Annotated in this window: 19 protein-coding genes; 12 read left to right on the top strand and 7 right to left on the bottom strand. The window is 71.3% G+C overall.

Annotated features, from left to right (window positions below):
• Positions 1 to 90 precede the first annotated feature (90 nt).
• The 5 genes from ACOJSN_RS12175 to recD are packed head-to-tail and all read left to right on the top strand — an operon-like array spanning position 91 to position 11425.
• Positions 91 to 1575: a peptide MFS transporter gene (locus tag ACOJSN_RS12175; RefSeq protein ID WP_420112766.1), complete on the top strand. Its 1485-nt coding sequence runs from the start codon at positions 91 to 93 to the stop codon at positions 1573 to 1575.
• A 6-nt stretch (positions 1576 to 1581) separates the two neighbouring features.
• Positions 1582 to 2826, top strand: coding sequence for a DUF1593 domain-containing protein (locus tag ACOJSN_RS12170; protein WP_420112765.1), 1245 nt, complete (start codon positions 1582 to 1584; stop codon positions 2824 to 2826).
• A gap of 9 nt (positions 2827 to 2835) precedes the next feature.
• A complete protein-coding gene (recC, locus tag ACOJSN_RS12165; RefSeq protein ID WP_420112764.1) occupies positions 2836 to 6231 on the top strand; it encodes an exodeoxyribonuclease V subunit gamma in 3396 nt (1131 codons plus the stop codon).
• Positions 6228 to 9614 (top strand): UvrD-helicase domain-containing protein, encoded by a 3387-nt coding sequence (locus ACOJSN_RS12160; protein ID WP_420112763.1) that lies wholly within the window; start codon positions 6228 to 6230, stop codon positions 9612 to 9614. Before recC ends, ACOJSN_RS12160 begins: the two co-directional genes overlap by 4 nt.
• Positions 9611 to 11425, top strand: coding sequence for an exodeoxyribonuclease V subunit alpha (recD, locus tag ACOJSN_RS12155; RefSeq protein ID WP_420112762.1), 1815 nt, complete (start codon positions 9611 to 9613; stop codon positions 11423 to 11425). Before ACOJSN_RS12160 ends, recD begins: the two co-directional genes overlap by 4 nt.
• 62 nt (positions 11426 to 11487) lie before the next feature.
• Here recD and ACOJSN_RS12150 read toward each other — a convergent pair whose 3' ends face one another.
• Positions 11488 to 11820, bottom strand: a complete 333-nt coding sequence (locus ACOJSN_RS12150; protein ID WP_420112761.1) for a histone-like nucleoid-structuring protein Lsr2 — start codon at positions 11818 to 11820, stop codon at positions 11488 to 11490.
• 238 nt (positions 11821 to 12058) lie between these two features.
• Here ACOJSN_RS12150 and ACOJSN_RS12145 point away from each other — a divergent pair, with 238 nt between their 5' ends.
• From ACOJSN_RS12145 to ACOJSN_RS12135, 3 genes are read left to right on the top strand one after another with little or no spacing between them, the layout of a single operon-like run.
• The gene (locus ACOJSN_RS12145; protein WP_420112760.1) at positions 12059 to 12724 is read left to right on the top strand and encodes a hypothetical protein; all 666 of its coding nucleotides are present in this window, start codon (positions 12059 to 12061) and stop codon (positions 12722 to 12724) included.
• Complete coding sequence (locus ACOJSN_RS12140; protein WP_420112759.1) at positions 12724 to 13305, top strand: hypothetical protein; 582 nt, start codon at positions 12724 to 12726, stop codon at positions 13303 to 13305. The genes ACOJSN_RS12145 and ACOJSN_RS12140 overlap by 1 nt, the downstream gene beginning before the upstream one ends.
• The gene (locus ACOJSN_RS12135; RefSeq protein ID WP_420112758.1) at positions 13302 to 13967 is read left to right on the top strand and encodes a hypothetical protein; all 666 of its coding nucleotides are present in this window, start codon (positions 13302 to 13304) and stop codon (positions 13965 to 13967) included. The genes ACOJSN_RS12140 and ACOJSN_RS12135 overlap by 4 nt, the downstream gene beginning before the upstream one ends.
• On the opposite strand, the gene ACOJSN_RS12130 is transcribed toward ACOJSN_RS12135, so the two are convergent.
• Positions 13943 to 15283 carry a hypothetical protein gene (locus ACOJSN_RS12130; RefSeq protein ID WP_420112757.1) on the bottom strand — a complete coding sequence of 447 codons (1341 nt, stop codon included), beginning with the start codon at positions 15281 to 15283 and terminating at the stop codon, positions 13943 to 13945. The genes ACOJSN_RS12135 and ACOJSN_RS12130 overlap by 25 nt on opposite strands.
• A gap of 26 nt (positions 15284 to 15309) precedes the next feature.
• Positions 15310 to 16275: an alpha/beta hydrolase gene (locus tag ACOJSN_RS12125; protein WP_420112756.1), complete on the bottom strand. Its 966-nt coding sequence runs from the start codon at positions 16273 to 16275 to the stop codon at positions 15310 to 15312.
• A gap of 72 nt (positions 16276 to 16347) precedes the next feature.
• Between ACOJSN_RS12125 and ACOJSN_RS12120 the strand changes: the two genes are divergently transcribed.
• Positions 16348 to 18084 carry a hypothetical protein gene (locus tag ACOJSN_RS12120; protein ID WP_420112755.1) on the top strand — a complete coding sequence of 579 codons (1737 nt, stop codon included), beginning with the start codon at positions 16348 to 16350 and terminating at the stop codon, positions 18082 to 18084.
• 4 nt (positions 18085 to 18088) lie between these two features.
• On the opposite strand, the gene ACOJSN_RS12115 is transcribed toward ACOJSN_RS12120, so the two are convergent.
• The 3 genes from ACOJSN_RS12115 to ACOJSN_RS12105 are packed head-to-tail and all read right to left on the bottom strand — an operon-like array spanning position 18089 to position 20990.
• Positions 18089 to 18901 carry an ABC transporter ATP-binding protein gene (locus ACOJSN_RS12115; protein WP_420112754.1) on the bottom strand — a complete coding sequence of 271 codons (813 nt, stop codon included), beginning with the start codon at positions 18899 to 18901 and terminating at the stop codon, positions 18089 to 18091.
• A complete protein-coding gene (locus tag ACOJSN_RS12110) occupies positions 18898 to 19932 on the bottom strand; it encodes a FecCD family ABC transporter permease (RefSeq protein WP_420112753.1) in 1035 nt (344 codons plus the stop codon). Before ACOJSN_RS12110 ends, ACOJSN_RS12115 begins: the two co-directional genes overlap by 4 nt.
• On the bottom strand, positions 19929 to 20990 hold the full coding sequence (locus ACOJSN_RS12105; RefSeq protein WP_420112752.1) for a FecCD family ABC transporter permease: 1062 nt from the start codon (positions 20988 to 20990) through the stop codon (positions 19929 to 19931). Before ACOJSN_RS12105 ends, ACOJSN_RS12110 begins: the two co-directional genes overlap by 4 nt.
• 100 nt (positions 20991 to 21090) lie before the next feature.
• On the opposite strand from ACOJSN_RS12105, the gene ACOJSN_RS12100 reads away from it, so the two are divergent.
• Together ACOJSN_RS12100 and ACOJSN_RS12095 are read left to right on the top strand one after the other, a co-directional pair.
• Positions 21091 to 22092, top strand: coding sequence for an iron-siderophore ABC transporter substrate-binding protein (locus ACOJSN_RS12100; RefSeq protein ID WP_420112751.1), 1002 nt, complete (start codon positions 21091 to 21093; stop codon positions 22090 to 22092).
• Positions 22092 to 22937 carry a siderophore-interacting protein gene (locus ACOJSN_RS12095; RefSeq protein WP_420112750.1) on the top strand — a complete coding sequence of 282 codons (846 nt, stop codon included), beginning with the start codon at positions 22092 to 22094 and terminating at the stop codon, positions 22935 to 22937. Before ACOJSN_RS12100 ends, ACOJSN_RS12095 begins: the two co-directional genes overlap by 1 nt.
• Before the next feature lie 538 nt (positions 22938 to 23475).
• Here the strand turns inward: ACOJSN_RS12095 and fgd are convergent.
• The gene (fgd, locus tag ACOJSN_RS12090; protein WP_420112749.1) at positions 23476 to 24483 is read right to left on the bottom strand and encodes a glucose-6-phosphate dehydrogenase (coenzyme-F420); all 1008 of its coding nucleotides are present in this window, start codon (positions 24481 to 24483) and stop codon (positions 23476 to 23478) included.
• Between the two features lie 179 nt (positions 24484 to 24662).
• Here fgd and ACOJSN_RS12085 point away from each other — a divergent pair, with 179 nt between their 5' ends.
• Positions 24663 to 24824, top strand: coding sequence for a hypothetical protein (locus tag ACOJSN_RS12085; protein WP_420112748.1), 162 nt, complete (start codon positions 24663 to 24665; stop codon positions 24822 to 24824).
• The last annotated feature ends 249 nt before the right edge of the window (positions 24825 to 25073 follow it).

Raw genomic sequence — 25073 nt, 5'->3', positions numbered from 1 at the left:
AGGGAAACGGCCACCGCGTGGCCTGTGACGATCTGAGGACACCCCGCCCGATCGCGCGCATGCGGTGCAGAGCAGTGCCAGGCTGGGCGCATGGCGAGCTCACCGGTTGTTGAGCCAGAAGTCGACGAGACCATTCGGAACGACCGACGGTTCTTCGGGCATCCGCTCGGGGTCGGCAACCTCGCCGGCGTCGAGATGTGGGAGCGGTTCAGCTTCTACGGGATGCAGGCAATCCTCGCGTTCTACCTGTACTACTCGGTCACACGAGGTGGCCTGGGGCTCGACGAGGTGGCTGCGACGTCGATCGTCGGTGCGTACGGCGGGCTCGTCTACCTCTCTGCGATCCTCGGAGCCTGGGTGGCCGACCGGGTGCTCGGCGCGGAGAAGACCCTGACGGCGGGGGCCACGTTGATCCTTGTGGGTCACGTCGCGCTCGCGGTGCTGCCGGGGTTCGTGGGCGTCGGGGTGGGTCTGGTGTGCGTGGCGGTCGGGTCCGGGACCCTGAAGGCCACCACCTCCTCGGTGCTCGGCGAGATGTACGCCCAGGGTGACGATCGGCGCGACGCGGGCTTCTCGATCTACTACATGGGCGTGAACCTCGGCGCCCTGCTCGGCCCGCTGCTGACCGGATGGCTCTGGGGCATGAAGGGCTTCCACTGGGGCTTCGGCGCCGCCGCGGTCGGCATGGCCCTCGGTCTGGTGCAGTACCTGCTGCTGCGCCGCAACACGATCCGGGGGATCGGGGCCAGGCCCACCAACCCGCTGCGCCAGGGCGAGTGGCTGCGGTACGCGGTCCCGGCCGCCGCAGCCGTGGTGCTGATCGTCATCGCCGCTCTGACCGGGCTGCTCGCCCCCGAGCGGCTCGCGACCATCGTCGCCGTCATCACCGTGCTGGCGGCGATCGCGCTGTTCGCCGTGATCCTCACGTCCTCGAAGATCGACGCCGATGAACGGTCCCGAGTGATCTCGTTCATCCCGATGTTCATCGCCAGCGCGACGTTCTGGTCGCTGTTCCAGCAGCAGTTCACGGTGCTCGCGGTGTACTCGGACAAGCGGCTGGACCGCACCATCGGCTCGTTCGAGATGAGCCCGGCCTCGGTGAACTCGATCAACCCCATCTTCATCATCGTGTTCGCCGGTGTGTTCGCGGCGATGTGGACCAAGCTGGGGCCACGGCAGCCGACCACGCCGTGGAAGTTCGCGATCGGTACCTTCGTCATGGGCGTCGCGTTCCTGCTGTTCATCCCCATGGCGGGCGGTGGCGCGAACTCCACGCCGCTGCTGTGGATCGTGATGATCCTGTTCTTCTTCACGATGGCGGAGCTGTTCCTGTCGCCGGTGGGTCAGTCGCTGGCCACGAAGCTCGCGCCGCGCGCCTTCCACACGCAGATGATCGCGCTGTTCTTCCTGTCGATCGCGATCGGCTCCTCGGTCGCGGGTGCCGCCAGCGCCGGCTACGACCCGAACAACGAGGTGCCGTACTTCCTGGTCATCGGGCTGATCTCGATCGGTGTCTCGGTGCTGATGGCGGCGCTGAGCAGGTGGATCAGCGGGAAGATGGTCGGCGTACGCTGAGGCTCCGTGCCGACAACGCAGCCACGCCCCCGTGTCCTGGTTTCCACCGACATCGGCGGGACCGACCCTGACGACTTCCAGTCGATGGTGCACTTGCTGCTCTACGCGGACGTGCTCGACCTCGAGGGGCTGATCGCCTCACCGTACGGCGCCGGCCGCGTCTCCGACGTTCACCGGGTGATCGACTGCTACGAGCGCGACTACCCGAACCTGGTCGGCCACGACGAGCGGTATCCGCTGCCGGGTGCGTTGCGCAGCATCGCGAAGCAGGGCTCCGTCGAGGTCGCCGGTCACGACGGCCTCACCGGCCCGACCGAGGGGTCGGAGTGGATCGTCGAGTGTGCGCGGCGCCCGGAGGAGCGGGTCCTGGAGATCGCGGTGTGGGGAGGCCTCGACGACGTGGCCCAGGCGCTGCACGACGCGCCGGACATCGTCGACTCGATCAGGGTCCACTACATCGGCGGGCCGAACACGCTGTGGAGCGTGAACGCCTATTCGTCCATCCTCCGGAGCCACCCGCGCCTGCGGATGATCGAGTCGAACTCGACCTATCGCGGGTTCTTCGAGCGCGGGCCGGAACTGACCGGCCCGGACAACACCGTGTTCGTGCAGGAGCATGCCGCCGGTCACGGCGCGCTCGGCGACTTCTTCGCCGCGCAGCTGCCACACCTGAAGATGGGCGACACCCCCACGGTGACGTGGCTGCTGGAGGGCCCGCGTGAGCCTGCCGAGCCGAGCTGGGGTGGCCGCTTCGTGCCGCTGTGGGCGGGCCGCGGTTCGCGTTTCGCGCACCTTCCGCAGGCAGTCGAGGTGGAGGTCAACACGCCGATCGAGATCGCTCTGGAGGTGCCGGAGGGATATGGCGACGGCGACCACTCTGCGCGCCTGGTCGTCGACGGTCGTCGTGGCGGACCGTTCGCTCCGGGCGTGCTCGTGGACGGCCGCCTCGAGTTCCGGTTCAGCGTGTATCACTGCCGCGAGATCACGCTGCAGCTGCAGAGCTCGCATGCGGAGCTGGACGGCAGGACCGGATCGGTGATCACCACGCTCCCGACGCCGGAGGCGGCGGCACAGATCTCGGCAGATCACCCGCACTGGTGGAGCGACGATCCCGACCCGCAGATGGCGATCGGCCCCTGGCTGGGCGCCCGCTGGGTGAGCGACCGCCGCGCCGAGTTCCTCGGCGACTTCGCGGCGAGACTGGACCGCTGTCAGGCGCCCGCCGACGCCGATGTCGGAGCCCGCCGATAGCCTGCCCAGGTGGCAGTGCACATCCATCGCGCGCACCGGACTGACCGTCTCGCTGACGAGCTGGCCGGGCTGCTGGCGAGCCCGCTGGCGGACCCGTTCGCGGAGGAGGTCGTGGTGGTGCCGGCGCGTGGGGTGGAGCGCTGGCTGACGCAGCGGCTCTCGCACCGGCTCGGGGCGAGCGAGGGGAGGGCCGACGGCGTCTGTGCGGGGGTGCGGTTCGTCTCGCCACGGTCGCTGGTCGCCCTGCTCACCGGGACTGAGCGCACCGATCCGTGGGATCCGGACCGGCTGGTCTGGCCGTTGCTCGCGACGATCGATGACTCGATCGCCGAGCCGTGGGCGCTCACGCTCGCGCGGCATCTCGGGGCGGTCGACGACGGCGACGCAGCCCGGGCGGAGGGCCGTCAGGATCGGCGTTACTCGCTCGCGCGACGGCTCGCCGGCCTGCTTTCGGGGTACGCGGTGCAGCGGCCGTCGATTCTCGCTGCCTGGCGTGCCGGCGAGGACAGCGACGGGCAAGGGCATGCGCTCGATGAGGATCTGCGGTGGCAGCCCGAGCTGTACCGGCGGCTGGAGGATCGGGTCGAGGGGGTCCCGCCGGACGTTCGTCACGCCGATGTGCTCGCCCGCATCCGCGCAGGCGAACCACTCGCGCTGCCCACCAGGTTGTCGCTGTTCGGTCATACCCGGCTGCCGGTGACCGAGGTGGAGCTGCTCGCGGCCGTGGGGGAGGTGCGCGAGGTGCACCTGTGGCTGCCGCAGACCTCGGGCGAGCTGTGGGACAGGCTCGCCCCGCACATCGCCGACGGCCCCGTGCTGCGCACACGGGACCACACCGCACTCACCGTCCGGCACCCGTTGCTCGCGAGCCTGGGCCGTGATGCTCGCGAGCTGCAACGCACGCTCGCGCCGCTGCAGCCCGCCACCGATACCGCCGTGGACGCCGCGCCGGACCGTGCCGGGACCACCCTGCTCCACTGGCTCCAGCACGACCTGCGTCTGGACGCCGTTCCCGATGCCGACACCCGTGCCTCCCGACCGCTGCGCCCCGATGACGCCTCGGTCCAGGTGCACGCGTGCCACGGCCCGGCACGGCAGGTGGAGGTGCTCCGTGAGGTCCTCGTGGGGATGCTCGCCGACGACCCCACGCTCGAGCCCCGCGACATCCTCGTCATGTGCCCGGACATCGAGTCCTACGCCACCCTGTTCGAGGCCGGCTTCGGCCTCGCCGAGGTGGTCCGCGGCGGGCACCCGGCACACGGTCTGCGGGTGCGTCTTGCCGACCGCGGGCTCGCGCGCACCAACCCGCTGCTCGACCTCGCCGCCCGCGTGGTCGAGATCGCCGGCGGTCGAGCCACCGCGAGCGAGGTCCTCGACCTGGTGAGCACCGACGCCGTCCGCCGCCGCTTCGGACTGAGCGACGACGACCTGGAGCAGGTCTCCCAGTGGGTGGCCGAATCCGGCACCCGTTGGGGGCTGGCAGCCGATCTGCGCGAACCGTTCGCGCTCGCGGGCTACCCGCACAACACCTGGCGCCTGGGGCTCGACCGGCTGCTGCTCGGCGTGGGCATGGCCGAGCGGGGTCAGCGGCGGTTCGGCGGCACACTCCCGCTCGACGACGTGGGCAGCGCCGCCATCGATCTCGCCGGCCGACTGGCCGAGCTGATCGACCGGCTCGAGACGAACGTGCGTGCCCTCGGCAGCGCCCGACGCGCCTCGGAGTGGGTCGTCGCGCTGACCGACGCGATCGATGCGCTCGGCACGGTTGGGACCGACGAGGCCTGGCAGCGGGCGCAGGCCGACCGCGAGCTCGCAGGCATCGCCGAGGCAGCAGGCGGTCACGATGTGCCGCTGCGGCTCGCCGATGTGCGCGTGCTGCTGGAGCAGCGGCTCGCCGGCCGCGCCACCCGTGCCAACTTCCGCACCGGCGCGCTCACGGTCTCCACGATGGTCCCGATGCGGTCGGTCCCGCACCGCGTCATCGCACTGGTCGGGCTCGACGACGGCGCTTACCCGCGGCTCGCGAGCACCGATGGCGACGACGCGCTCGCGCGCCGGCCGCGCACCGGCGAACGGGACGTGCGCGCCGAGGACCGGCAGCTCCTGCTCGACGCCGTGCTCGCCGCGACCGATCGGCTCGTCCTCACCTACACCGGCGCCGACGAGATCAAAGGCGAGGTGCGCCCGCCGGCAGTGCCGATCGGTGAACTGCTCGACGCCCTCGACGCCACGGCCGCGGAGCGGGTCCGCGAGCACGTCCTCACCCGACACCCGCTCCAGCCGTTCGATGCCCGCAACTTCACCGCCGGACGCCTCACCCACGACCAGCAGCCCTTCAGTTTCGACCGCGCAGCGCTGCAGGGTGCGCTGGCCGCCCGCGGCTCGCGGCGGCTGCCGCCGCCGTTCCTCACCGGCCCGTTGCCCGGTGGACTTCCCATGTCCGACGGCGGAGCGAACGTGTTGCTCGCCGACCTTCAGTCGTTCTTCTCCCACCCCGTGCGGGCGTTCGTGCGGCAACGTCTCGATGTCGCCCTGCCGTGGGAGGAGGACGAGCCGTCGGACGCGATCCCGGTAGAGCTCGACAGCCTGCAGGCCTGGGCCATCGGTGATCGCGTGCTCGCCCGCGTGCTAGCCGGTGACGAGCTCTCGGCCGTCGAGGTCGCTGAGCGTGCCCGCGGTGACATCCCGCCGCTGCGGCTCGGCACCCCCGTGCTCGACAAGGTGCACGACACGGTGGAAGCGCTGGTCGCGGTGAGCGCGGCGGCGCGCAGCCGTGCCGCCGAGACCTCGGACATCACCGTGGACGTGGACGGCGTGCGGGTCACGGGGCAGGTCCCCGATCTACGAGGCAGCACGATCGTGCGGGTCTCCTACAGCCGCCTCGGCCCACGGCACCGGCTCGCCGCGTGGCTCGACCTGCTGGCGCTGACCGCGGCGCACCCCGACGGCCGCTGGACCGCCGAGGTGTACGGCGCCGGGGGCAAGCCAGGGCCGCAGCGCTCGACGCTCGGACCGGTCGACCCCGACAACGCGAGGGCCTTCCTCAGCGAGCTGGTCGATGTCTACGCGCGCGGCATGGTGGAGCCGATCCCGTTGCCGCTCAAGACCGCGGCCACCTGGGCGGAGACCCCCGGGTCCGACAACGATCGTGCCTACGCCGCATGGCGGCCGTGGCACGGCGGCCAGTTCGAGGGCGAGCAGGACGACCAGTACCACGCGCTGGTGTGGGGCGCCGGGCTGCCGCTGCGCCCCGACGTCGAGCTCCCCGCCGAGCTGCAACGCGGTCTGCTCATGGACTTCGCGCGCGACGACGAGCGCTGGAACACCCAGGCGACGCGACTCGGACAGTTCGCCGTCCGCGTGTGGAAGCCGCTCTTGGAGCACGAGCAGGCAGGGCCCGCATGAGCGAGCAGACGCCCGGACCAGGGCGAGAAGAGAGGACCGACGAGGCTGCGCCGTCGGGAACCCCGAATGTGTTCAGCGTCTACGGCGACCTGCCCGCCGAGGCGACCACCACGATGCTCGAGGCCAGTGCCGGCACCGGCAAGACCTGGACGATCGCCGCGCTCGTGGCGCGCATGGTCGTCGAGGGGGTGGCACCGCTCGAGGAGATGCTCGTGGTCACGTTCGGGCGCGCGGCCTCGCAGGAGCTGCGGGAGCGGGTGCGGGAACGGCTGGTCGAGGTCGAGCGCGCGTTCGCCGCGCTCGAGCGAGGTGAGGAACCTACCGGCGACGCGATGACCGCCTACCTGCTGGCCGTCGACGACCAGGTGCGCGAGGTGCGCGCCCGCCGGCTGCGCGAGGCGCTCGGCCGGTTCGACGCCGCCACCATCGCCACCACGCATCAGTTCTGCCAGATGGTCCTCAAGGGGCTGGGCGTCGCCGGCGACACCGACGCCGGGGCCACCCTGGTCGAGGACCTCGACGAGCTGCTGGTCGAGGTGGTCGACGACCTCTACCTGCGCGGCTTCGCACGCGCGGGAGACCCGGCGTTCTCTCGCAAGGAGGCGCTGGAGATCGCGCGGAAGGCCGTGGGTGATCCGTCGGCGCGGCTCGAACCTCGTGACGCCACGCCCGGCTCGCCGGCTGCGCGGCGGCTCGGGTTCGCGACCGCGGTGCGGGACGAGATGGAGGTCCGCAAGCGGCGCCTGGGCGTGCTGTCCTACGACGACCTGCTGAGCCAGCTCGCGCAGGTGCTCGAGAGCCAGGACTCGCCCGCGCGGCAGCGGATGCGGCAGCGGTGGTCGGTGGTGCTCGTCGACGAGTTCCAGGACACCGACCCGGTGCAGTGGCAGGTGCTCGACCGTGCGTTCACCGGCCACGCACGCATGGTCCTCATCGGCGACCCGAAGCAGGCGATCTACGCCTTCCGCGGCGGCGACGTGGTCACCTATCTGCAGGCCCGCCGCACGGCCGGCACGATCGCGACCCTCGGCACGAGCTACCGCTCCGACGCACCACTGCTCGACCGGCTGCAGACGTTGCTGACCGGGGCCGAGCTGGGCGATCCGGAGATCGTGGTCCGCGACGTGGACGCCCACCATCAGGAAGGCCGGCTGCAGGGCGCCCCGAACCCGGCACCGTTCCGGCTCCGGGTGCTCGACCGCGCCCGGTTCGGTGGCGGCCGGTACGGTCCGAAGGTCGACGTGCTGCGCCAGCACGTGGCGCGGGACCTGGCTGCCGACGTACGCGAGCTGCTCAACTCCGGCGCCACGATCAGCGGGCGTGACCTGCGCGCCAGTGACGTGGCCGTGCTGTGCCCGAAGCACCGACAGGCGGCGTTCGTGGCGGAAGCGCTCACCGAGGCCGGCGTCCCGGTGGTGCTCGCCTCCGGCGGCAGTGTGTTCACGACCGAGGGTGCCCGGCAGTGGCTCGCCCTGCTCGAGGCGATCGAGAGGCCGCAGATCTCCGGGCGGGTGCGTGCCGCCGGTCTCACGGCGTTCTTCGGGATGACCGCGGCACAACTGGGAGCCGACGACGGCGAAGGCGTCACCAACGAGCTGGCTGAGCGACTGCGCGCATGGGGCGACCTGTTGCGCGAGCGCGGGGTTGCCGCGGTGCTCGAGGCAGCAGCGGGGGCGGGGATGCTCGAGCGCGTGCTCGGGACCACCGGCGGCGAGCGGCTGCTCACCGACCTGCGGCACGTGGCGGAGGTGCTGCACGAGCACGCCCACACGCACGATCTGGGGGTCATCGCGCTGTGCACCTGGCTGCGCGAGCAGATGCGCGAGGGTGCCACGGGAGCGGCTGCTGCCGAGCGGCCGCGGCGCCTCGACAGCGACGATGCCGCCGTGCAGGTGCTCACGATCCACGGCAGCAAGGGCCTGGAGTTCGGCATCGTCTATCTCCCGTTCCTCGCCGACAACTTCATCGGCGACCCGACGTTCCCGCTGTTCCACGACGAGGCCGGCGTCCGCTGCCTCGACGTCGGCGGAGCGCCGTTCGCCACGTCCACGCTCGCGGCCGCACGGTCCGAGGACCTGGGCGAGGACCTCCGGCTCGCCTACGTGGCGCTCACCCGCGCGAAGTCGCAGGTCGTGGCGTGGTGGCTGCCGAGCGGTCGCAACACTCCCAGTTCCCCGCTGCACCGGCTGATCTTCGGGCGGACCCCGGGCGCGGCCGACGTGCCGCACGAGGTGCCGATCCTCGACGATGCCGCCACCCGGGAGCACGCCCAGAAGTGGGAGGCCATCGGTGCCCTCAGTGTGGAGACCGCCGACCCGGTCGCGGCCGCCGAGATCGGCGGCGGATCGTCGATGCTCGAGCTCACGGCACGGCACTGGAGCCGGCTCATCGACATGGTGTGGCGGCGCACGTCGTACACGTCGCTCAGTGCGGCGGCCGAGGCGGAGATCGGCAGCAGGCTGATCGCCAGCGAGCCCGAGGAGACCCCGCGCGACGACGAACCCGACATCGCGGTGGCGAGCACCGCCGTCGTCGAGGCAGATCTGCCGTCCCCGATGGCGGGGTTGCCGGCGGGGGCGACCTTCGGGTCGCTCGTGCACATTGCGCTCGATCACCCCGACCCGGCTGCGTCGGGTCACGACGGCGATCTGCGAGCCGAGATGCTCGCGCGGGTCGCCGAGGCGCAGGTGCGCTGGCCCGTGGCCGGGCTCGATGTCGAGCGGCTCGCGGAGGCGCTCGTCGCCGTGTGCGACACCCCGCTCGGGCCGCTGGCCGGGACCACTCTGCGCGAGATCGGGCTCACCGACCGCCTGGCGGAGCTCGACTTCGAGCTGCCCCTGCACGGGGGTGACGAGCTGCCCGGAGGCGGCGACCCCACCCTCGCCGACCTCGCCCCGCGGCTGCGACGGCACCTGCCGGCGGGCGATCCGTTGCTGCCGTACGCCGAGGTCGTCAGCGACCCGGCCTATGCGGGGCAGCGGCTGCGCGGCTACCTCACCGGGTCGGTCGATGTGATGCTGCGGGTGGGCGAGCGCTACCTCGTGGTCGACTACAAGACGAACTGGCTGGGGCCGCTCGACGAGCCGCTGCTCGCGAGCGCCTACGCACCGGTGCGGTTGGCCGAGGCGATGACTCACTCCTCCTACCCGCTGCAGGCGTTGCTGTACGCGGTGGTGCTGCATCGGTTCCTGCGCTGGCGGCAGCCCGGATACGACCCGGAGCGGCACCTCGGCGGCGTGCTGTACCTGTATGTGCGCGGGATGTGCGGCCCGGAGACGCCGATCGTGGACGGGCAGCCGTGCGGCGTGTTCTCGTGGCGGCCCCCGGCCGGTCTGGTCACGGAGATCTCGGACCTGCTCGACGGCGTGGAGGCGGTGGCATGACGGCGTCGGCTCCGGCGAACGAGAGTGCGAACGAACAGGTCGATCCGTTCGGGCGCGATATGGCGCGGTCGGCGAGCGGGTTGCTCGCCGAGCTCAACCACCCCGACGGGCTCGCGGCAGCGGACGTGCACGTGGCACGCCGGCTCGCGGCGCTCGGCGGCTGCGAGGACGAGCGCGTGCTCGTGGCGGCGGCGCTGACGGTCCGGGCGGTCCGACAGGGGTCGGTCTGTCTCGACCTGGACAGCCCGCGCGTGGCCGAGCTGCTGGGGGAGCACGCGTGGGGGGCCGATCAGTGGCGGGCGGCTCTGCTCGCTTCACCGCTCGTGCGCGAGGCGGCCAGCGACGCCGTGACCCCGCTCGTGCTCGACGAGCACCGGCTCTATCTCGACCGCTACTGGGCCGAGGAGGGCCAGGTCGTGCGGGATCTGCGGGCCAGGGGCGAGGCGGCGCCGTCGCTGCCGCACGGGGTGGAGGAGACGCTCGCCCGGTACTTCCCGGCGGCGGCCGAGGGCGAGACCGATGGTTACGCCGACCAGCGTGCCGCCGCCGAGGCCGCCTGCCACGCGTGGACCACGGTGGTCACGGGCGGTCCCGGGACCGGCAAGACCACCACGATCGCGCGGCTGCTGGGCGTGCTGCTCGAGCGTGAGCCCGGCCTGCGCGTAGCCCTCGCAGCCCCGACCGGGCGCGCGGCAGCCCGGAGGGGGGAGGCGATCACCCAGGCGACCTCCCGCGCGGACTTCCCCGCGGGCGAGGTCAAGGAGCGGGTGGCGGCGCTGTCGGCATCCACGGTGCACCGACTGCTCGGCTGGATGCCGGCACGGCGCACCTTCCGGCACCACCGCGCGAACCGGCTCCCCTACGACGTGGTGGTGGTCGACGAGACCTCGATGGTCTCGCTCACGCTGATGGCGCGGCTGCTCGACGCGATGCGGCCTCATGCCCGGCTCGTGCTGGTGGGGGATGCCGATCAGCTCGCCTCGGTGGACGCCGGCGCCGTGCTCGGCGATCTCGTCGCCGGTCTGGGTGAGCACGGCCCGGCCCAGGTGCGCACGCTGACCCACAGCCACCGATTCGGCAGCGACATCGGAGACCTCGCCACGGCGATCCGTGATGACCAACCGGACCGTGTGCTCGAGCTGCTCGAGCAGGGTGGTGGCGGCAGCGACCCGAGCATCGAGCTCGTGGAACGCGCCGCGGATGTCGAGGAGCAGCTGATCACGCACGCGGTGGCAATGCGCCGGGCGGCCCTGGATGGTGACGCGGCAGGGGCGCTGCAGCTGCTCGACGAGCACCGCCTGCTGTGCGCTCACCGTGAGGGGCCGTTCGGCGCCGGCTACTGGAACCGCCGGATCGAGCGCGCCCTCGCCGATGCCGAGCAGCGCGGGTCGCTGGGCACCTGGTACGCGGGCCGCCCGGTGATCGTCGCCGAGAACGACTACGGGCTGCGGCTGTACAACGGCGACCTCGCGGTGGTGGTCGCGGTCGAGGACCAGGACCAGATGCGGCTGGAGGCGGTGCTGGCCTCGGGCGGCACGGATGCGCCCCGGCGGCTGGCCATCGGCCGGCTCCCGGATGTCCGCTCAGCCCACGCGATGACCGTGCACCGCAGCCAGGGCAGTCAGGTTCGCGATGTCACGGTGCTGCTCCCTGACGACGCATCCCGGCTCCTCACCCGCCAGCTGCTGTACACGGCGGTGACCCGCGCGACCCACCGCGTACGCGTGGTGGGCACCGAGGACTCGGTGAGAGCCGCCGTCGGCACGGACGTGCCACGAGCATCCGGGCTCGCCGAACGCCTGACCCGATAGCCGGCTCAGCCACCCAGGCTGCCGAGATCTGTGATCTCGGCGGGCTGGCGGTGAGGTGGGTGCTAGTTCCCCGCGGCGTGGAACTGCTCGATGACGTCCTTCGGGACACGCTTGCCCTGCGGGAGGTCGATGCCGTTGGCACGGGCCCACTCGCGCACGGCGCGGGGGTCGGCCTTGGTGGTGCTGTAGTACGGCGTGGGAGCACCCTCATCCGCGCCGCCGCCGACACGGCGTGCCACCGCCATGTACCGGGCGAGGTCACGCACGAGCTCGTGGTGGTGCGCTGTGGAGAGGTCGATCTCGAAGCGGTCGCCGTCGAGTGCGAGCTCGACCGTACGGTCCGCGGTACCGCCATCGATGTCGTCGACGAGCAGCGTGACGGTCTTGGTAGCCATGCGGTCCTCTCGGATCGTGTGAGTGCTGCGCCGATGATAGGCGCCCGGCGGGTCAGGTCTGCGCGAGGCTGCGGACAACACTCCCCATCGTGCGGTCACCACTCGTCACGCCGCAGCGGTGAACCTGGTCCCACGCGGCCCGCCTCGGTGGGACTGGAGTCACCGCTCCGCGGGAAAGGTGGGACCAGGGTCACCGCTCCGCGGGAGGGGCGGGGGGTCCCGTGGGTAGTCTGCGGGCGTGAGCATGGAAGCGGGGGCGATCACGGCGCGGACCGTGCTCACGCTGCTGCTCGCTACCTGGCCGCGGCGGCTGCTCGTGGGTGGGCTGCTGCTGGTCCCGGTGATCCTGGCGGCGCTCGGGGGGTTCGGTGAGGCGGAGGCGCGCAGCTACGACGCCACCCCCGGCGAGGACATCGACCTCGGGCCGATGACCATCCGGCCGCAGGCGTACTTCGTCTCCGACGAGACCAGCCGGTCGGACCTCGAGCTCATCGACGGTGCCACCGCGTGGCTGGGGGTGATCGTCGAGGTCGAGAACACCACGGACTCCCCGATCTCGCTCACGTTCCCCGGCCCGGCCAGCGACGCTCTCGTTCCGCAGCTCGCCGAGGGTGCCTTGTTGTCCGCGACCGACGTGGTGCCGTCCGACGCCTACCGAGTGGCCGACGGCACCATGGGAAGCAACGCACTGCCCAGCGTGCGCACCGAGGTCGCGCTGCTGTGGCCGATCGCCGACGCCGAGTCGGTGCCCGAGACGCTCACAGCCACGATGACCGAGTCGATGTGGACGTTCGGCCCGATGTCGAACGAGAACCGGTGGATGTCGCTCGGTGACGTGTGGACCGTGGAGCTGCCCCGCACCCAGCTGCCGCCGCCGCTGTTCGAACCCGAGGACGAGTTCTGATGCGGCGCCGCTGGGTCATCGCGGGGCTTGCGGTGGTCGCGGTCGCCCTCGGCGTCCTCACGAACATCGCCGACGCGCGGCTGCTGCCGTTCGGGCCGACCGCGAACACCGGCCAGATCGGCGAGGACGTCAGCGCCCACCCGTTCACGCTGCACGTCAGTGGGGTGGACGCGGCTACCAGCGTGGTCCAGTGCTGCCGCTTCGAGCCGCCGCCTCCCACCGAGACCGACGGTGTGTGGGTGGTCGTCCACCTCTCCTACGCCACCACCGACAAGCCGCGCGTCCCGAGCGGCTCCCGCCTCGTGCTGCGATCCGGCGACGGGCGCGAGTTCCCGGTCTCCAACCGCACGTTCTCCAGTACCTGGCTCGCCGGACCCGACGTGTGGATCCGCGGTGACCTGGCGTTCGAGGTGGCACCGGATGCGCTCGAAGACCTCACGTTGGTGTTCGATCCCGGCATCCAGATCTACGGTCCGATGCCCACCCAGTACGCGCGCATCCCGCTCGACCTCGAGGCCGGCGACGTGGTGGACGTGCTGGAGATCGCCGAGCAGGAGACCCTGGCGGTGGGGGACCGATGAGTCAGCAGGAGCCGCGTCCCGAGGCGGAGATCGCCACCCCGCCGCGTGGGATCGCCGAGGTCAACGCGCCGGATCCGCAGGTGTGGGGCGAGGCCGTGCCGCCGGCGCCGGTGCGGTCGCCCCAGCAGCGGCGGGCCAGGATCTGGCTGGCGGCGCAGGTCGCCGTGCTGGTGGTCGGGCTGCTCGCGACCGCCTGGATCGCCACCGACTACGCCCGCACCACCTGGCGTACCAACCAGCCGAGCCAGCCCGCCGCCGTGGACCAGTCCGGCGCAGCGAGCATGCACGGCATCACGGTCTCGCTCGTGGAAGCGACCGACCTGGGGGACAGCCCATCCCTGCCGGGCAGCGACTGGCAGCCCCCGGCAGGGTTTCACGCCTGGCGGGTAGTCCTCGCCACCGAGTCCACCCACGAGGGGGCCGTGAGTTGCGACGCCCTGCTCGTCGATGCGCAAGGGCGCCAGTTCTACGCCAACTACTTCGTGGACAACTTCGTGGACGGGTACGAGTTCAGGTACGCCTGCGCGGCGCCCGGACCCTCGGACGAGATCCCGCCCGAGCAGGCGCTGCTCGTGCTGGTGCCGGCTGATGCCGAACCGGTCTCCGTGCACGTCATCGCATCGAGCCTGAACCCCGACTACATCGAGCTCCCGATCCCCTGATCGGCCAGCCGCAGCTGCGACCGGGCGCCGAACCGGGTGAGCAGGGCGTCGGCGAACGCCGCGAGCAGTGGGGCCGTCACGCACAGGACGACGATCTGCGAGACGGCCTGGATCGGTCCGTACAGTGCCAGCCAGTCGATGTAGTCGATCCGGCTCAGCAAGGTCCGGGCGAGATCCCACAGCAGGTACGGCAGCCAGGTCGACAACGCCGTGTACAGCAGGCAGAACACCAGCACCGGCGCGAACCGCGACCGCAGGATCATCGCCACACCGCCGAGCAGCGCGCCGAAGTGCCCTTCGGTGTCGGCGATCCTGCGCCACGCGAGCGTGACCACAGCAGGGTCGACCCGCTGCGTCACCTTCTGCAGGCGCGACTGCCGCCGCACCGCATCGACCACCTCGTCCTCCGAGATGCTGTCGGCGGCCGACAGGCCGTAGATCACCACCCCGATCGCCAACCAGGCGAGCGGAGTGACCAAGCCGGTCACCACGCCGTCGAGCACTGTCCCGACGGCGGTGACGAGCCATTCCCCGATCGTCCCGAAGGTCGGGAGCGAGATCGTGACGGACTCCCACCAGTCCGCGAGAGCGCGCCCGAGGCGGCGTCCCTGCCACCAGTCGTGAAGGCCCCGGATCGTCGTGTTGATGACGGCGGCACCGACCACGATCCAGACGATCTCCGCGTACCCGACCAGCGAGTGCAAGGTCGTGCGCAACCCGCGCTTGGCGCCGCTGCCCTCCCACAGGGTGTCCTTGGCCGCGAGTCGGGCACCGACCGCGCGCAGCAGGAAGGCGAGCACCACCACGGCCAGGACCAGCGGAGCGCTGGTGTCGATAGCCAGGTGGTCGTAGGCGTTCGGGTCGGTCTCCTCGCCGGCGAACCCCAGCGCCATCTGCTCGTCGGCGACGTCCTGGAAGCCGCCGTACAGGAACTCGCTCAGATCGTCAGTGAAATCGCCCTGGCTCTCGTAGACCACGAGGAACGGCACCAGCACGCTGCCGATCGCGGCAACGAACGCGGCCACCCCGCCGCGCGTCCCCTGCCGTTGACGCAGCACCAGCAGCATCAGCACGATCGCCACCAGAGGGACCAGCGGCACGAGCGAGAACACCAGCAGTCCCGGCAGCGCGCCAGCGCGGTAGGCCAGCAGCGCCAGCCGCATCACGAGGTCGTGCGCCACGTACGCGCAGGCGGCGACCGCGACCAGCTGCCACCAGTGGGCGGCGAACAGCCGCCAGCTCGTGCGCAGCAGTCCGAGCCCCAGCAGCTGTGACCACGACTGCTGCTCGGGTGGTGCCGCGACGGTCTGCGTCATCGCACGTCACTGTAGGGGAGCCGCACTCAGGGCAGCACCCGCTCCAACCAGTCGAACAGCGACGCGGAATAGCGGGCGCGGACGGCGGGCTCGGAGAGCGTGAGGTCGTGTCGCCCACCCGGAACGCGGAGCACGCGCACACGCGGTCCGAGCAGCGGCGCACGCTTCCACATGTGCTGCACGTTGAGCACCACGTCGCTACCGGCGAGGTCCTGCTCGGTGGGCCTGGTGCGGTCGCCGCTGCGGCCCGAGGTCGCCACCAGCACCGGGACCACGATCGCGAGGCCCTGTGCCAGGCGCGCGTGGCCACGTCGGACCGCCCGCAGCCAGCCGGCCAGCACCGGGAACCCCTCGTGCGGTTTCCACGGCAGGTGAAAGTCCCACTCGCCGCCGGAGCTCGCGTGGATCGACCGGCCGTACGGCTCACCGAGGGAGGCGACCTGCAGGGTGGGGTGCGTGAGGCCGAGCCGATCGATCGCCCTGGTCGCGACGACCCGCTCGAACCAGGAGGCGTTGAGGTCGAACCACGGGCTGTTGAGCACGAGCGCGTCCACCGACCCAGGGTGATCGTGCACGTAGAGGGCGGCGATCAGGCCGCCGGTGGAGTGGCCGTCGAGCACCACGACCTCGTGCCCCTGCGACCTGACGAAGGCGAGCGCGGCGTCGATCTCGGTGTCGTAGTCGCGCAGGTCGGTGATCCAGTTCGGGGTGCGGCCGGGGCGGATCGACCGGCCGTAGTCGCGCAGGTCCAGCGCGTACACGTCGTAGCCGTGGTCGATCCACTCCTGCGCGTGGTGATCCTGGAAGAAGTAGTCCACGAACCCGTGCACGTAGAGCATCGCGCGCGGCCGGCTCCCGGCGTCAGCACGGTGCACGAGCGTAGCGATGCCCGGACCGTTCTCGTCGGTGAGCTCGAGGGTGCGCGCGCTCCACTCGCCGCCGAGCACATCGGGTTGCGACTCGCTCCACGTCATCGGCCCATCCTCGCGCATGGGCAGCATTGTCCATGGCCGGTTCTTGACCACCTGCGTAGGTTGGTGGCCCTGTTGACGGAGAGGACCCCCATGTCCGCGCCACCCACCGGTCCCGGTTCGAACGAGCCCGACGGCGGTGCTCACCAGCCCGTAGACGGCACCTATCGGCCCGGCCCGGGCCCGTACGGGACGGCGCCGGGCGGTGAGCACGCAGGCACGCCGAGCGAACCGTCCTACTCGCCCTACGCCTCCACCTCGGGTGGCGCGGCCGCGTACCCGGGCGGCGCTCCGCCGTCGAACGTGCGAGCGGTTGGCTGGATCGGGGTCGCTCTGCTCTACGCGCTGGTGATCTGGCAGCTGTTGATCCCCACGATCGCCACGATGGTGGACAGCACCTCGAGCGGCAACCCGTTCATGGGTTCCGGGGAGTCGGTCGGGCTGCAGAACTGGGCCGACGTGATGCCGCAGCTGATGCCGGCGCTCGGATTCAGCCTGCTGGCCGTGCTGCCGGTGACAGTCGCAGCGGCCGTGCTGGGGCTCGCGATCGGTGCGGGGATGACACCCCAGCAGGGACTGGCTCGCCCGATCCGCATCCTCGTGGGCGTCACCGGCGCGCTGTTCGTCCCGCTCGGGATCGGCCTCGCGCGGTACCTCGCGAGCGAGGGGATCCGGAGCCCAGCTGACGCACAGATGCTGGTCATCGTCTCGGTGACGCTCGCGGCGCTGCCGCTGCTGACGGCCGCCTTCGCCACCGCCTTCGCTGCGGTGCTGGGCGGCGACACGCCTGGCCGCGGCGTCGCCATCGTGCTCGCGGTGGGGTTCACGGGCATGCTCGCGCTCGGCCCGCAACTGCTCGACCTGCCGCTCGTGCTCACCGGCGGCGGCCCCGAGAACAGCACGATGACGCCGCTCTACCTCGCGTACCAGCAGGGATTCGTGATGCTGGACTGGGGGCGCGGCTCAGCCACCAGCGGGGTGCTGCTGCTGCTCGCGGGCGTGCTCGGCATGGTCGCGATGCTGGCGTTGCTGCTCGGCCGGATGCACCTGGGAGTGCGCGAGGGTGGCGCGGTGGCGGATCCGGTAGCGCCGGGCGGCCCGTCGCGACCCACCGGTACCGCTGGGATCGTGGGCATCATCGCGGCAGCGATCGTGCTGGTCGTGATGCTGGTGCTGCACGCACCGGTGCTGCTCGGCAGCCTCAGCTCGCCGCCCGACCCCACGGTCTCCTCGCTGCAGGTCACCATCTCGACATGGCTGCCCGCCGCGCTCGGCACCCTGATCCAGGTCGCCGTGGCCCTGATCGGTGCGTTCGCGATCGGATGGTGCCGGCCCGCAGGGAACGCGAGCCTGTGGTTGTTGCTGCCGCTGGCGCCCTGGTTGTTCGTCGGGCCGGGACCGCTGATGCTCCAGCACTTCACCGCGACCCGAGACCTGGGTCTGCTCGACTCGTGGGTGGGACAGATCCCGAGCCCGGCGGTCGTGGTCGGCGCCGTGGTGGTTCTGGCTCTCCTCTTTGCGGGGATGCGCCAGCGCGCGCCGCAGTCGATGCGGGGCGTGGTCGGCGCCGGAGCGCTCGGTGCCGCTGCGGTGCTTCTGGTGACGCAGGCGCAGTCGCTGCTGCCCTCCTACGTGGTCAACAGCTCGCAGGAGAACCTCACCGCCCCGAGCGTCGTCATCCGACTGCTCGGTTCGCAGGGCTTCCAGTTCGCGGACAGCGGCGGGGCGCTCGGCCTCCTCTACCCGATCCCGATGTTCGTGGTCGTCGCCGCGCTCGGTGTCCTGGCCCAGCTCGGGTTGCGGCGCGTGGTGATGCTCAGGCACGAGTGAGGCATCAGCGCTCCGGGCTGCTCCGCGGCACCACGAGCGGCGTGCCGGTCACCGGATCCGGGATCACCACGCACGGCAGACCGAACACCTCTTCGACCATCTCGGCCGTGCACACCTGCGACGGCGGGCCTTCCGCCACGACCGCACCCTCGCGCATGGCGATCAGGTGGGTCGCGTAGCGGGCGGCGTGGTTGAGATCGTGCAGCACCGCCACCACGCTGGTGCCCTGCCGGTGCAGCCGCGCGAACAGGTCGAGCAGCTCGATCTGGTGCGCGATGTCGAGGTACGTGGTGGGCGCGTCGAGCAGCAGGATCGGCGTCTCTTGCGCGAGCGCCATGGCTGCCCCGACGCGCTGCCGCTGCCCGCCCGAGAGCTCGTCGACGTGCCGGTGCGCGAGCGCGGTCACATCGGTGGCCGCCATCGCACGTTGCACGGCGTCGCTGTCGGCGGGCGTCCACTGCCGCACGAGACCTTGGTGCGGGAACCGGCCACGACCCACGAGGTCGGCCACGGTGATGCCATCGGGTGCGATCGCGGTCTGGGGGAGCAGGCCGACCATGCGGGCGGCCTCCTTGGCGCGATAGCTCGAGATGGCCCGGCCATCGAGCACCACGGTTCCGGTGGTGGGGCGCAGCAGCCTGGCCAGTGAGCGCAGCAGCGTCGACTTGCCGCACGCGTTGGGACCCACGATGACCGTGAAGGCATCGTCGGGCACGCTGACCGACAGGTCGGTGGAGATGACCCGCTGGTCGTAGGCGAGTGTGACGGCGTCGGTGAAGAGCCGCGACGGCGGCCTGTCCGTGGGAGCGGCGGTCATGAACGGCGTCTCCTTGCCTCGACGACCAGCAGTGCGATCAGGTACAGCCCGCCGACGACCACGGTGACGGCGCCCACCGGCACCGGCATCGGCACCACGAACTGCGCCGCCAGGTCGGCGAGCAGCAGCAGCATGCCGCCCACGAGGGCGGAGCCGAGCAGCGGAAGCCCGGCGCTCCGGGTCAGCCGGTGTGCCACCTGCGGGGCGACCAGCGCGATGAAGGCGATCGGGCCGGCGGCCGCAGTCACCGTGGCGGTCAGGGCCACCCCGACGGCCAGGACCAGCAGTCGCACGGGCTCGACCGCCACGCCGTGCGCGCGGGCCGCGTCGTCGCCGAGCTCCAGCTGGCGCAGGCTCGGCGCAGTCAGCATCACCACCGGCGCGAGCACCGCGAGCGTGATGAGCACCGGCGCGGCCGCCGACCACGACACCAGGTTGATGGACCCCGCCCCCCAGATCGAGGCGGTCATCGCCACCTCGGTCTGGGCGCGCAGCAGCAGCCAGGTGTTGAATGCGGACAGCATCGCCGTCACGCCGATGCCCACGATGATCAGGCGGAACCCGCTCAGGCCACCGCGGTAGGCGAGCAGGTACACCACGACGGCGGTGGCGAACCCACCGAGAAGGGCACCGGTCGCCGTCGACATGAAGGCGGTCCCGACCACCGTGACCGAGATGATGGCGCCGGTGTACGCGCCGGTGGTGAAGCCGATGATGTCCGGCGATCCGAGCGGGTTACGCGTGAGGGTCTGGAACAGCGCTCCGGCGATGCCGAGGGCGGCGCCGAAACAGATCGCGCCCACCACACGAGGCGCGCGCCACAGCAGCACCACGGTCGACTGGTAGCCGCCGTCAGGACCCGCCGCGATCGCGGCCAGCACCTCACCGAGCGACATCGGGTCGTCGCCGAAGCGCAGTCCCACCAGGGCGAGGATCACCGTGGCGAGGAGAAGCACCAGGGTGACCGTGCGCCGTCGGCGGATCGGGTTGGACTCGCCCGAGACCCGGGCGGCGGTCGTCGTGGCGCTCACAGCCCGCTCACCTTGGTCCGACGGACCAGCGCGATCAGTACCGGTGCCCCGATGAACGCCGTGACGATACCGACCGGGAGCTCGTCGAGCGGGAGCGCGATGCGGCCCACGATGTCGGAGGCGAGCAGCAGGATCGGCGCGAGCAGCGCCGTCAGGGTGAGGATCCAGCGTTGGTCGGGACCGGCGATCCAGCGCGCCACGTGCGGGATCATCAGGCCCACGAATGCGATCGGGCCGGCGAGTGCCGTGGCACCACCGGCGAGCAAGGTGACCGCGATGATCGCGAAGGTGCGGATCGTGCCGACCCGCGCACCGAGTGCGGCAGCCATGTCGTCGCCCAGTGCCACGGCGTTGAGCGAGGGTCCCAGGGCCAGTGCCAGCACCGCGCCGACCCCGATGCAGGTGGCGATGATTCCGAACCCGGTCCAGGAGCGGCCTTCCAGCGACCCGGCCTCCCAGGCGCGCATCGCGTTGAAGCCGCGAGGATCGGCGAGCACCATCGCGGTGACGATGCCGCTGAGCACGGCCGAGAGCGCCATCCCGGCCAGTACCAGTCGCGCAGGCGAGGTCGACCCGCGGCTCGACGCCGAGACCGCATAGACCGCGACCGTGGTCAGCAGCGCGCCGAGAAACGCGAACCAGATGAACTGCGACGGGCGCGTCAGGCCCAGCACGCTGACCGCGATCGCCACCGCGAAACCGGATCCTGCCGTGACGCCGAGGATGCCAGGGTCGGCCAGCGGGTTCCGGGTGACCGCCTGGATCAACGCGCCTGCCAGGCCGAGGCCCAGGCCGGTCACGAGTCCGATCGCTGTGCGTGGCAGGCGGCTCAGCCGGATCACGCCGCCCGGGTCCGCCGCGTCGGGGTCGAGGAGGACCCGGACCACGGTGGCGACATCGAGATCGCGGCTCCCCACGAGGATGCTCGCGATCACGACGGCGACGAGCGCCGCCAGGGCGAGCAGCAGCGCGACCACACGGAGCGAGACCGGCCGGTCGCGGCGCCGATCAGCAACGAGCGCGGCGTCGGCATCCGCGGCACTCACGTGGGTGGTCACGAGGAATAAGGTTAGGCTAACCTTTCGCATCGAGACCACGTCTGGGTCTGCGAATCCGCGACCAGTGGTCCCATCACGACGTCCCCGCCAGGAGCTCCACATGAAGCCGTTCCGTGCCGTCCTCGCTGCGACCGCAGTACTGCTCGCCCTCGCGGCATGCTCCTCCGGCGGTCCCGCCGAGGACCCGACCACGACCGGCGGCGGTGGCGATGTCACGACGGCGGAGGGCACCTTCCCGGTCACGGTCACCACGGCGTTCGGTGACGTCACGGTCGAGGAGCAGCCCGAACGCATCGTCGCGATCGGGTGGGGCGACGCCGAGATCGCGCTGGCGCTCGGGTTCCAGCCGGTCGGAGCCTCCGACTGGCTCGGCTTCGGCGGCGAGGGCGTGGGCCCCTGGGCCGAGGGGCTGTACGACGAGGCGCCCGAGATCATCGCCACCCTCGAGCCCTCGTTCGAGGCGATCGGCGCACTGGAGCCCGACCTGATCCTCGATGTCAAGAGCTCCGGTGACCAGGCGCGCTACGACCGGCTGAGCCAGATCGCCACCACGGTCGGGGTGCCCGAGGGCGGCGAGTCCTACCTCGTCACGATGGAGCAGCAGGTCGGCCTGATCGCGAGTGCGCTGGGCGTTCCCGACGAGGGCGAGGAGCTGCTGGGCCAGGTGTCTGAAGCGTTCGCCGCCGCCGCCGAGGGCCACCCGGAGTGGGAGGGGCAGACGATCGCCGCCGCGACCAAGACCTCCGAGGGCTGGGGCGCCTACATCGAGGGGAGCGAGCGGGTCGGCTTCCTGGAGAACCTCGGCTTCGTGCAGTCGCCGGAGATCGCGGCGCTCCCGGTCGGTTCCAGCGGCTTCTCCGTGGACCTCTCCAGCGAGCAGCTCGACCTGCTCGACGCCGACCTGATCGTCGCGTTCCCGATCTTCATCGAGACGACCGAGATCACCGATGACCCGCTCTGGCAACAGATTCCGGCGGTTCAGGACGGCCGGTTCGTGGTGCTCGACGGCGACCTGTCCAGCTCCTACTCCATGGGAGGGCCGCTCTCCACCCTCTACGCGATCGACAACATCGTTCCCCTGATCGAGGACGCGACCAGCTGATGGCGCGCGATGACAGCAAGCCGCAGCGACCTACCGACGGCCACGTCCACGAGCTGCAGGTGGTGGGCTCGGAGCGGGTGAGCAGCTCATTCGTGCGGGTGAGGCTGGCAGGCGGTGAGGACTTCGACGCCTCGTTCCGCCACGTCGGGTTCGACCAGTGGTTCCGGCTGTTCCTCCCGAACGATCGGGGCGGTCTCGAGCTGCCATCCGGTACCGGTGACGGCTGGTACAAGCGCTGGCTCGCGATTCCCGAGGTGCGCCGGTCGCTGTGCCGCAACTACACGGTCCGGCAGGCACGGCAGCATGAGGGGCGCTGGGAGCTCGACGTCGACTTCGTGGTGCACGCCGGCCCGTCGGGCGAGGTCGACGGCCCGGCAGCGGCGTGGGCGCTCAGGGCGTCTGCCGGCGACCGGGTGGGCTTCCTCGACCAGGGGATGCTGTTCGCGCCGGCCGACGCCGAGACTGCCGCCGCCGAGGGCGGCCGCATCTGGATCGTCGCCGACGAGACCGGGCTCCCCGGCGTCGAGGGCGTCCTCGCATCCGTGAACGGGCGGGTGCCCGTCACCTGCCTGCTCGAGGTCCCGCACGACGACGACGTGCGCGCCTTGCCCAGCGAGGCAGGGCTGGATCTGCGCTGGCTCGTGCGCGGGGACTCCCACGAGCTGCCGGGCCAGGCAGCGCTACGCGGGATCAGGGCCGCCAGGATCGGGCGTTCGGACTACGTCTACACCGCGGGCGAAGGCTCGATGGCCCTCGACGTCCGCAAGGTCGCCCAACGCTCGGGCGTGCGCAATGACCGCATCGACTTCTGCGCCTACTGGCGCCCCGAGCGCCGCGCCGCCTGACCCTCGCGCCGCTTTCAACGCTCTTCCGGCACCCCACCGCTTTCAACGCTGTTCCGGCGAGAGTGAGACGCCGGGCGTCCGAGATGTGGACCGTTGACGGAACGGCGTTGAAAGCGGGCTCTCCGGACTGATCCGTGGGTCGCAGTCAGCGGATACTGGGTGGCCGTTGGCACTCGCCTGCGGGGCTGGCGTGCCGTTGGTGTCAGTTTCTCAACGCCCTTCGCCCGCAAGCGGGGGCCACGTGCCGTTGGTGTCATTTCCTCAACGCTGTGCCTCGCCCAGGCTCGCGTCGGCGTGACTCAGCTGCCATGTCGGCACGCCCGTCACGCCACGGTGGCCACCGGCGTGACAGAGGTGCCGACATGGCACGCCAGTCACGCTTCAGCCCGCGCGTGGGCGCCCGAGAGGATCCGTGATGACGCTCGCGGCAACGCCGCGTCCGTAACCACGCCCCACGGATCAGTCAGGAGAGCCTGAAAGTGGTGTTCTGCCGGATCAGCGTTGAAGGTTGCCTGGTGCCGGAAGAGCGTTGAAAGCCTCAGCCCCGGAGGCGGGGGGCGAGGTCGCGCTCGAAGAGTTCCATGGCGCGGCGTTGGTCGTGGCCGGGGAAGTGGAACACGAGGTGGTTCAGGCCCCAGTCGATGTACTGGCGGATGCCGGCGACGACCTCGTCGGGGTCCGAGCCCACGATCCAGCGGGAGGCGATCTGCTCGATCGGGAGCGCGTCGGCGGCGCGTTCCATCTCCACCGGGTCGGTGATGTCGTGCTTCTGCTCCTTCGACAACGCCAGCGGCGCCCAGAACCGAGTGTTCTCCAGCGCGGCCTCCGGGTCGGTGTCGTAGGAGAGCTTGATCTCGATCATCCGATCGATGCCCTGCACGTCACGCCCTGCCTTGGCCGCGCCCTCACCGAGAGCCGGGATCAGTTTCTCGGCGTACAGCTCGGCACCCTTGCCCGAGGTGCAGATGAACCCATCGCCGGCACGGCCGGCATACCTGGCCACCATGGGACCGCCGGCCGCGACGTAGACCGGGATTGCGCCGTCGGGCCGATCATAGATCGAGGCATCCACGGTGCGGTAGTACTCACCCTCGAAACTGACTCGGTCCTGGGTCCACAAGGCGCGCATCAACTCGACCGACTCACGCAACCGGGCGAACCGCTCCTTGAACTCCGGCCACGGGCCGGTCCAACCGGAGGCGATCTCGTTGAGCGCCTCACCCGACCCCACGCCGAGGAACACCCGGCCCGGGTAGAGCACGCCCATCGTGGCGAACGCCTGCGCCAGCACGGCGGGGTTGTACCGGAACGTGGGCGTCATCACCGAGGTTCCGAGCTGGATGCTGCTGGTCCGCTCACCGACCGCCGCCATCCAGGTCAGCGAGAACGGGGCGTGCCCGCCCTCGTGCCGCCACGGCTGGAAGTGGTCAGAGACCGTGGCCGACTCGAACCCGTGACCCTCGGCCGCCACCGCCAGCTCCACCAGCTCACGCGGACCGAACTGCTCAGCAGAAGCCTTGTACCCAAGACGAAGAGGAAGAGTCATGGGTCGATCCTTCCACGCCTCAGGCCGCGTGCGCAGAACGGCCGATCCCTTACCCGGCCGGGACCGCCCGAGCGGCCGGGGGTAAGGGGTCCTCAGGCGGGACCGTGCGTGGAATTCCCATAGCCCCGACCCTGCCCTCACCGACAGAGTGGATGTCACACCACGAGGAAGGAAGAGTCATGGAACCACAGTTCTATGCAGCAGAGAACGAGTATCGACGCGAGCAGCTTCGCGACGTCCGGCGCGCACAGGCGCTCCGGAAGGTCACCCGCCTGAGGGCGATGCTGCTGCAGCGACGAGCTGAGCGAGCAGCCCGCGAGAGCATCATCCGCGCGGCATGACCGCCCGGCGAGCCAGGGCAGACGTCCCTGGCGGTCCCGACCCGACGGCCCGCGGGGTGCGAACCCCTCGGGCCGTCGGCACTCCCGGGGTGTCCGGTTGACGGCGCTGGCCGGGGCGGGGTGGGGGCTATGGGAATTCCACGCACGGTCCCGCCTGAGGACCCCTTCCTCCGGCCGCTCGAGCGGTCCCGGCCGGGTAAGGGATCGGCCGTTCTGCGCACGCGGCCTGAGGCGTGGAAGGATCGACCC

Origin of the sequence: Pseudactinotalea sp. (assembly GCF_048594945.1) — a bacterium.
In the GTDB taxonomy this organism is placed as follows: Bacteria; Actinomycetota; Actinomycetes; order Actinomycetales; family Beutenbergiaceae; genus Pseudactinotalea.
This window is presented reverse-complemented; position numbering and strand designations above follow the sequence as displayed.

Bases quoted from the DNA above. Each gene is read 5' to 3' on its own strand.
- ACOJSN_RS12175 (WP_420112766.1), top strand. From the start codon at position 91: ATGGCGAGCTCACCGGTTGTTGAGCCAGAAGTCGACGAGACCATTCGG.
- ACOJSN_RS12160 (WP_420112763.1), top strand. From the start codon at position 6,228: ATGAGCGAGCAGACGCCCGGACCAGGGCGAGAAGAGAGGACCGACGAG.
- recD (WP_420112762.1), top strand. From the start codon at position 9,611: ATGACGGCGTCGGCTCCGGCGAACGAGAGTGCGAACGAACAGGTCGAT.
- ACOJSN_RS12150 (WP_420112761.1), bottom strand. From the start codon at position 11,820: ATGGCTACCAAGACCGTCACGCTGCTCGTCGACGACATCGATGGCGGT.
- ACOJSN_RS12140 (WP_420112759.1), top strand. From the start codon at position 12,724: ATGCGGCGCCGCTGGGTCATCGCGGGGCTTGCGGTGGTCGCGGTCGCC.
- ACOJSN_RS12135 (WP_420112758.1), top strand. From the start codon at position 13,302: ATGAGTCAGCAGGAGCCGCGTCCCGAGGCGGAGATCGCCACCCCGCCG.
- ACOJSN_RS12130 (WP_420112757.1), bottom strand. From the start codon at position 15,283: ATGACGCAGACCGTCGCGGCACCACCCGAGCAGCAGTCGTGGTCACAG.
- ACOJSN_RS12125 (WP_420112756.1), bottom strand. From the start codon at position 16,275: ATGCGCGAGGATGGGCCGATGACGTGGAGCGAGTCGCAACCCGATGTG.
- ACOJSN_RS12120 (WP_420112755.1), top strand. From the start codon at position 16,348: ATGTCCGCGCCACCCACCGGTCCCGGTTCGAACGAGCCCGACGGCGGT.
- ACOJSN_RS12115 (WP_420112754.1), bottom strand. From the start codon at position 18,901: ATGACCGCCGCTCCCACGGACAGGCCGCCGTCGCGGCTCTTCACCGAC.
- ACOJSN_RS12100 (WP_420112751.1), top strand. From the start codon at position 21,091: ATGAAGCCGTTCCGTGCCGTCCTCGCTGCGACCGCAGTACTGCTCGCC.
- ACOJSN_RS12095 (WP_420112750.1), top strand. From the start codon at position 22,092: ATGGCGCGCGATGACAGCAAGCCGCAGCGACCTACCGACGGCCACGTC.
- fgd (WP_420112749.1), bottom strand. From the start codon at position 24,483: ATGACTCTTCCTCTTCGTCTTGGGTACAAGGCTTCTGCTGAGCAGTTC.
- ACOJSN_RS12085 (WP_420112748.1), top strand. From the start codon at position 24,663: ATGGAACCACAGTTCTATGCAGCAGAGAACGAGTATCGACGCGAGCAG.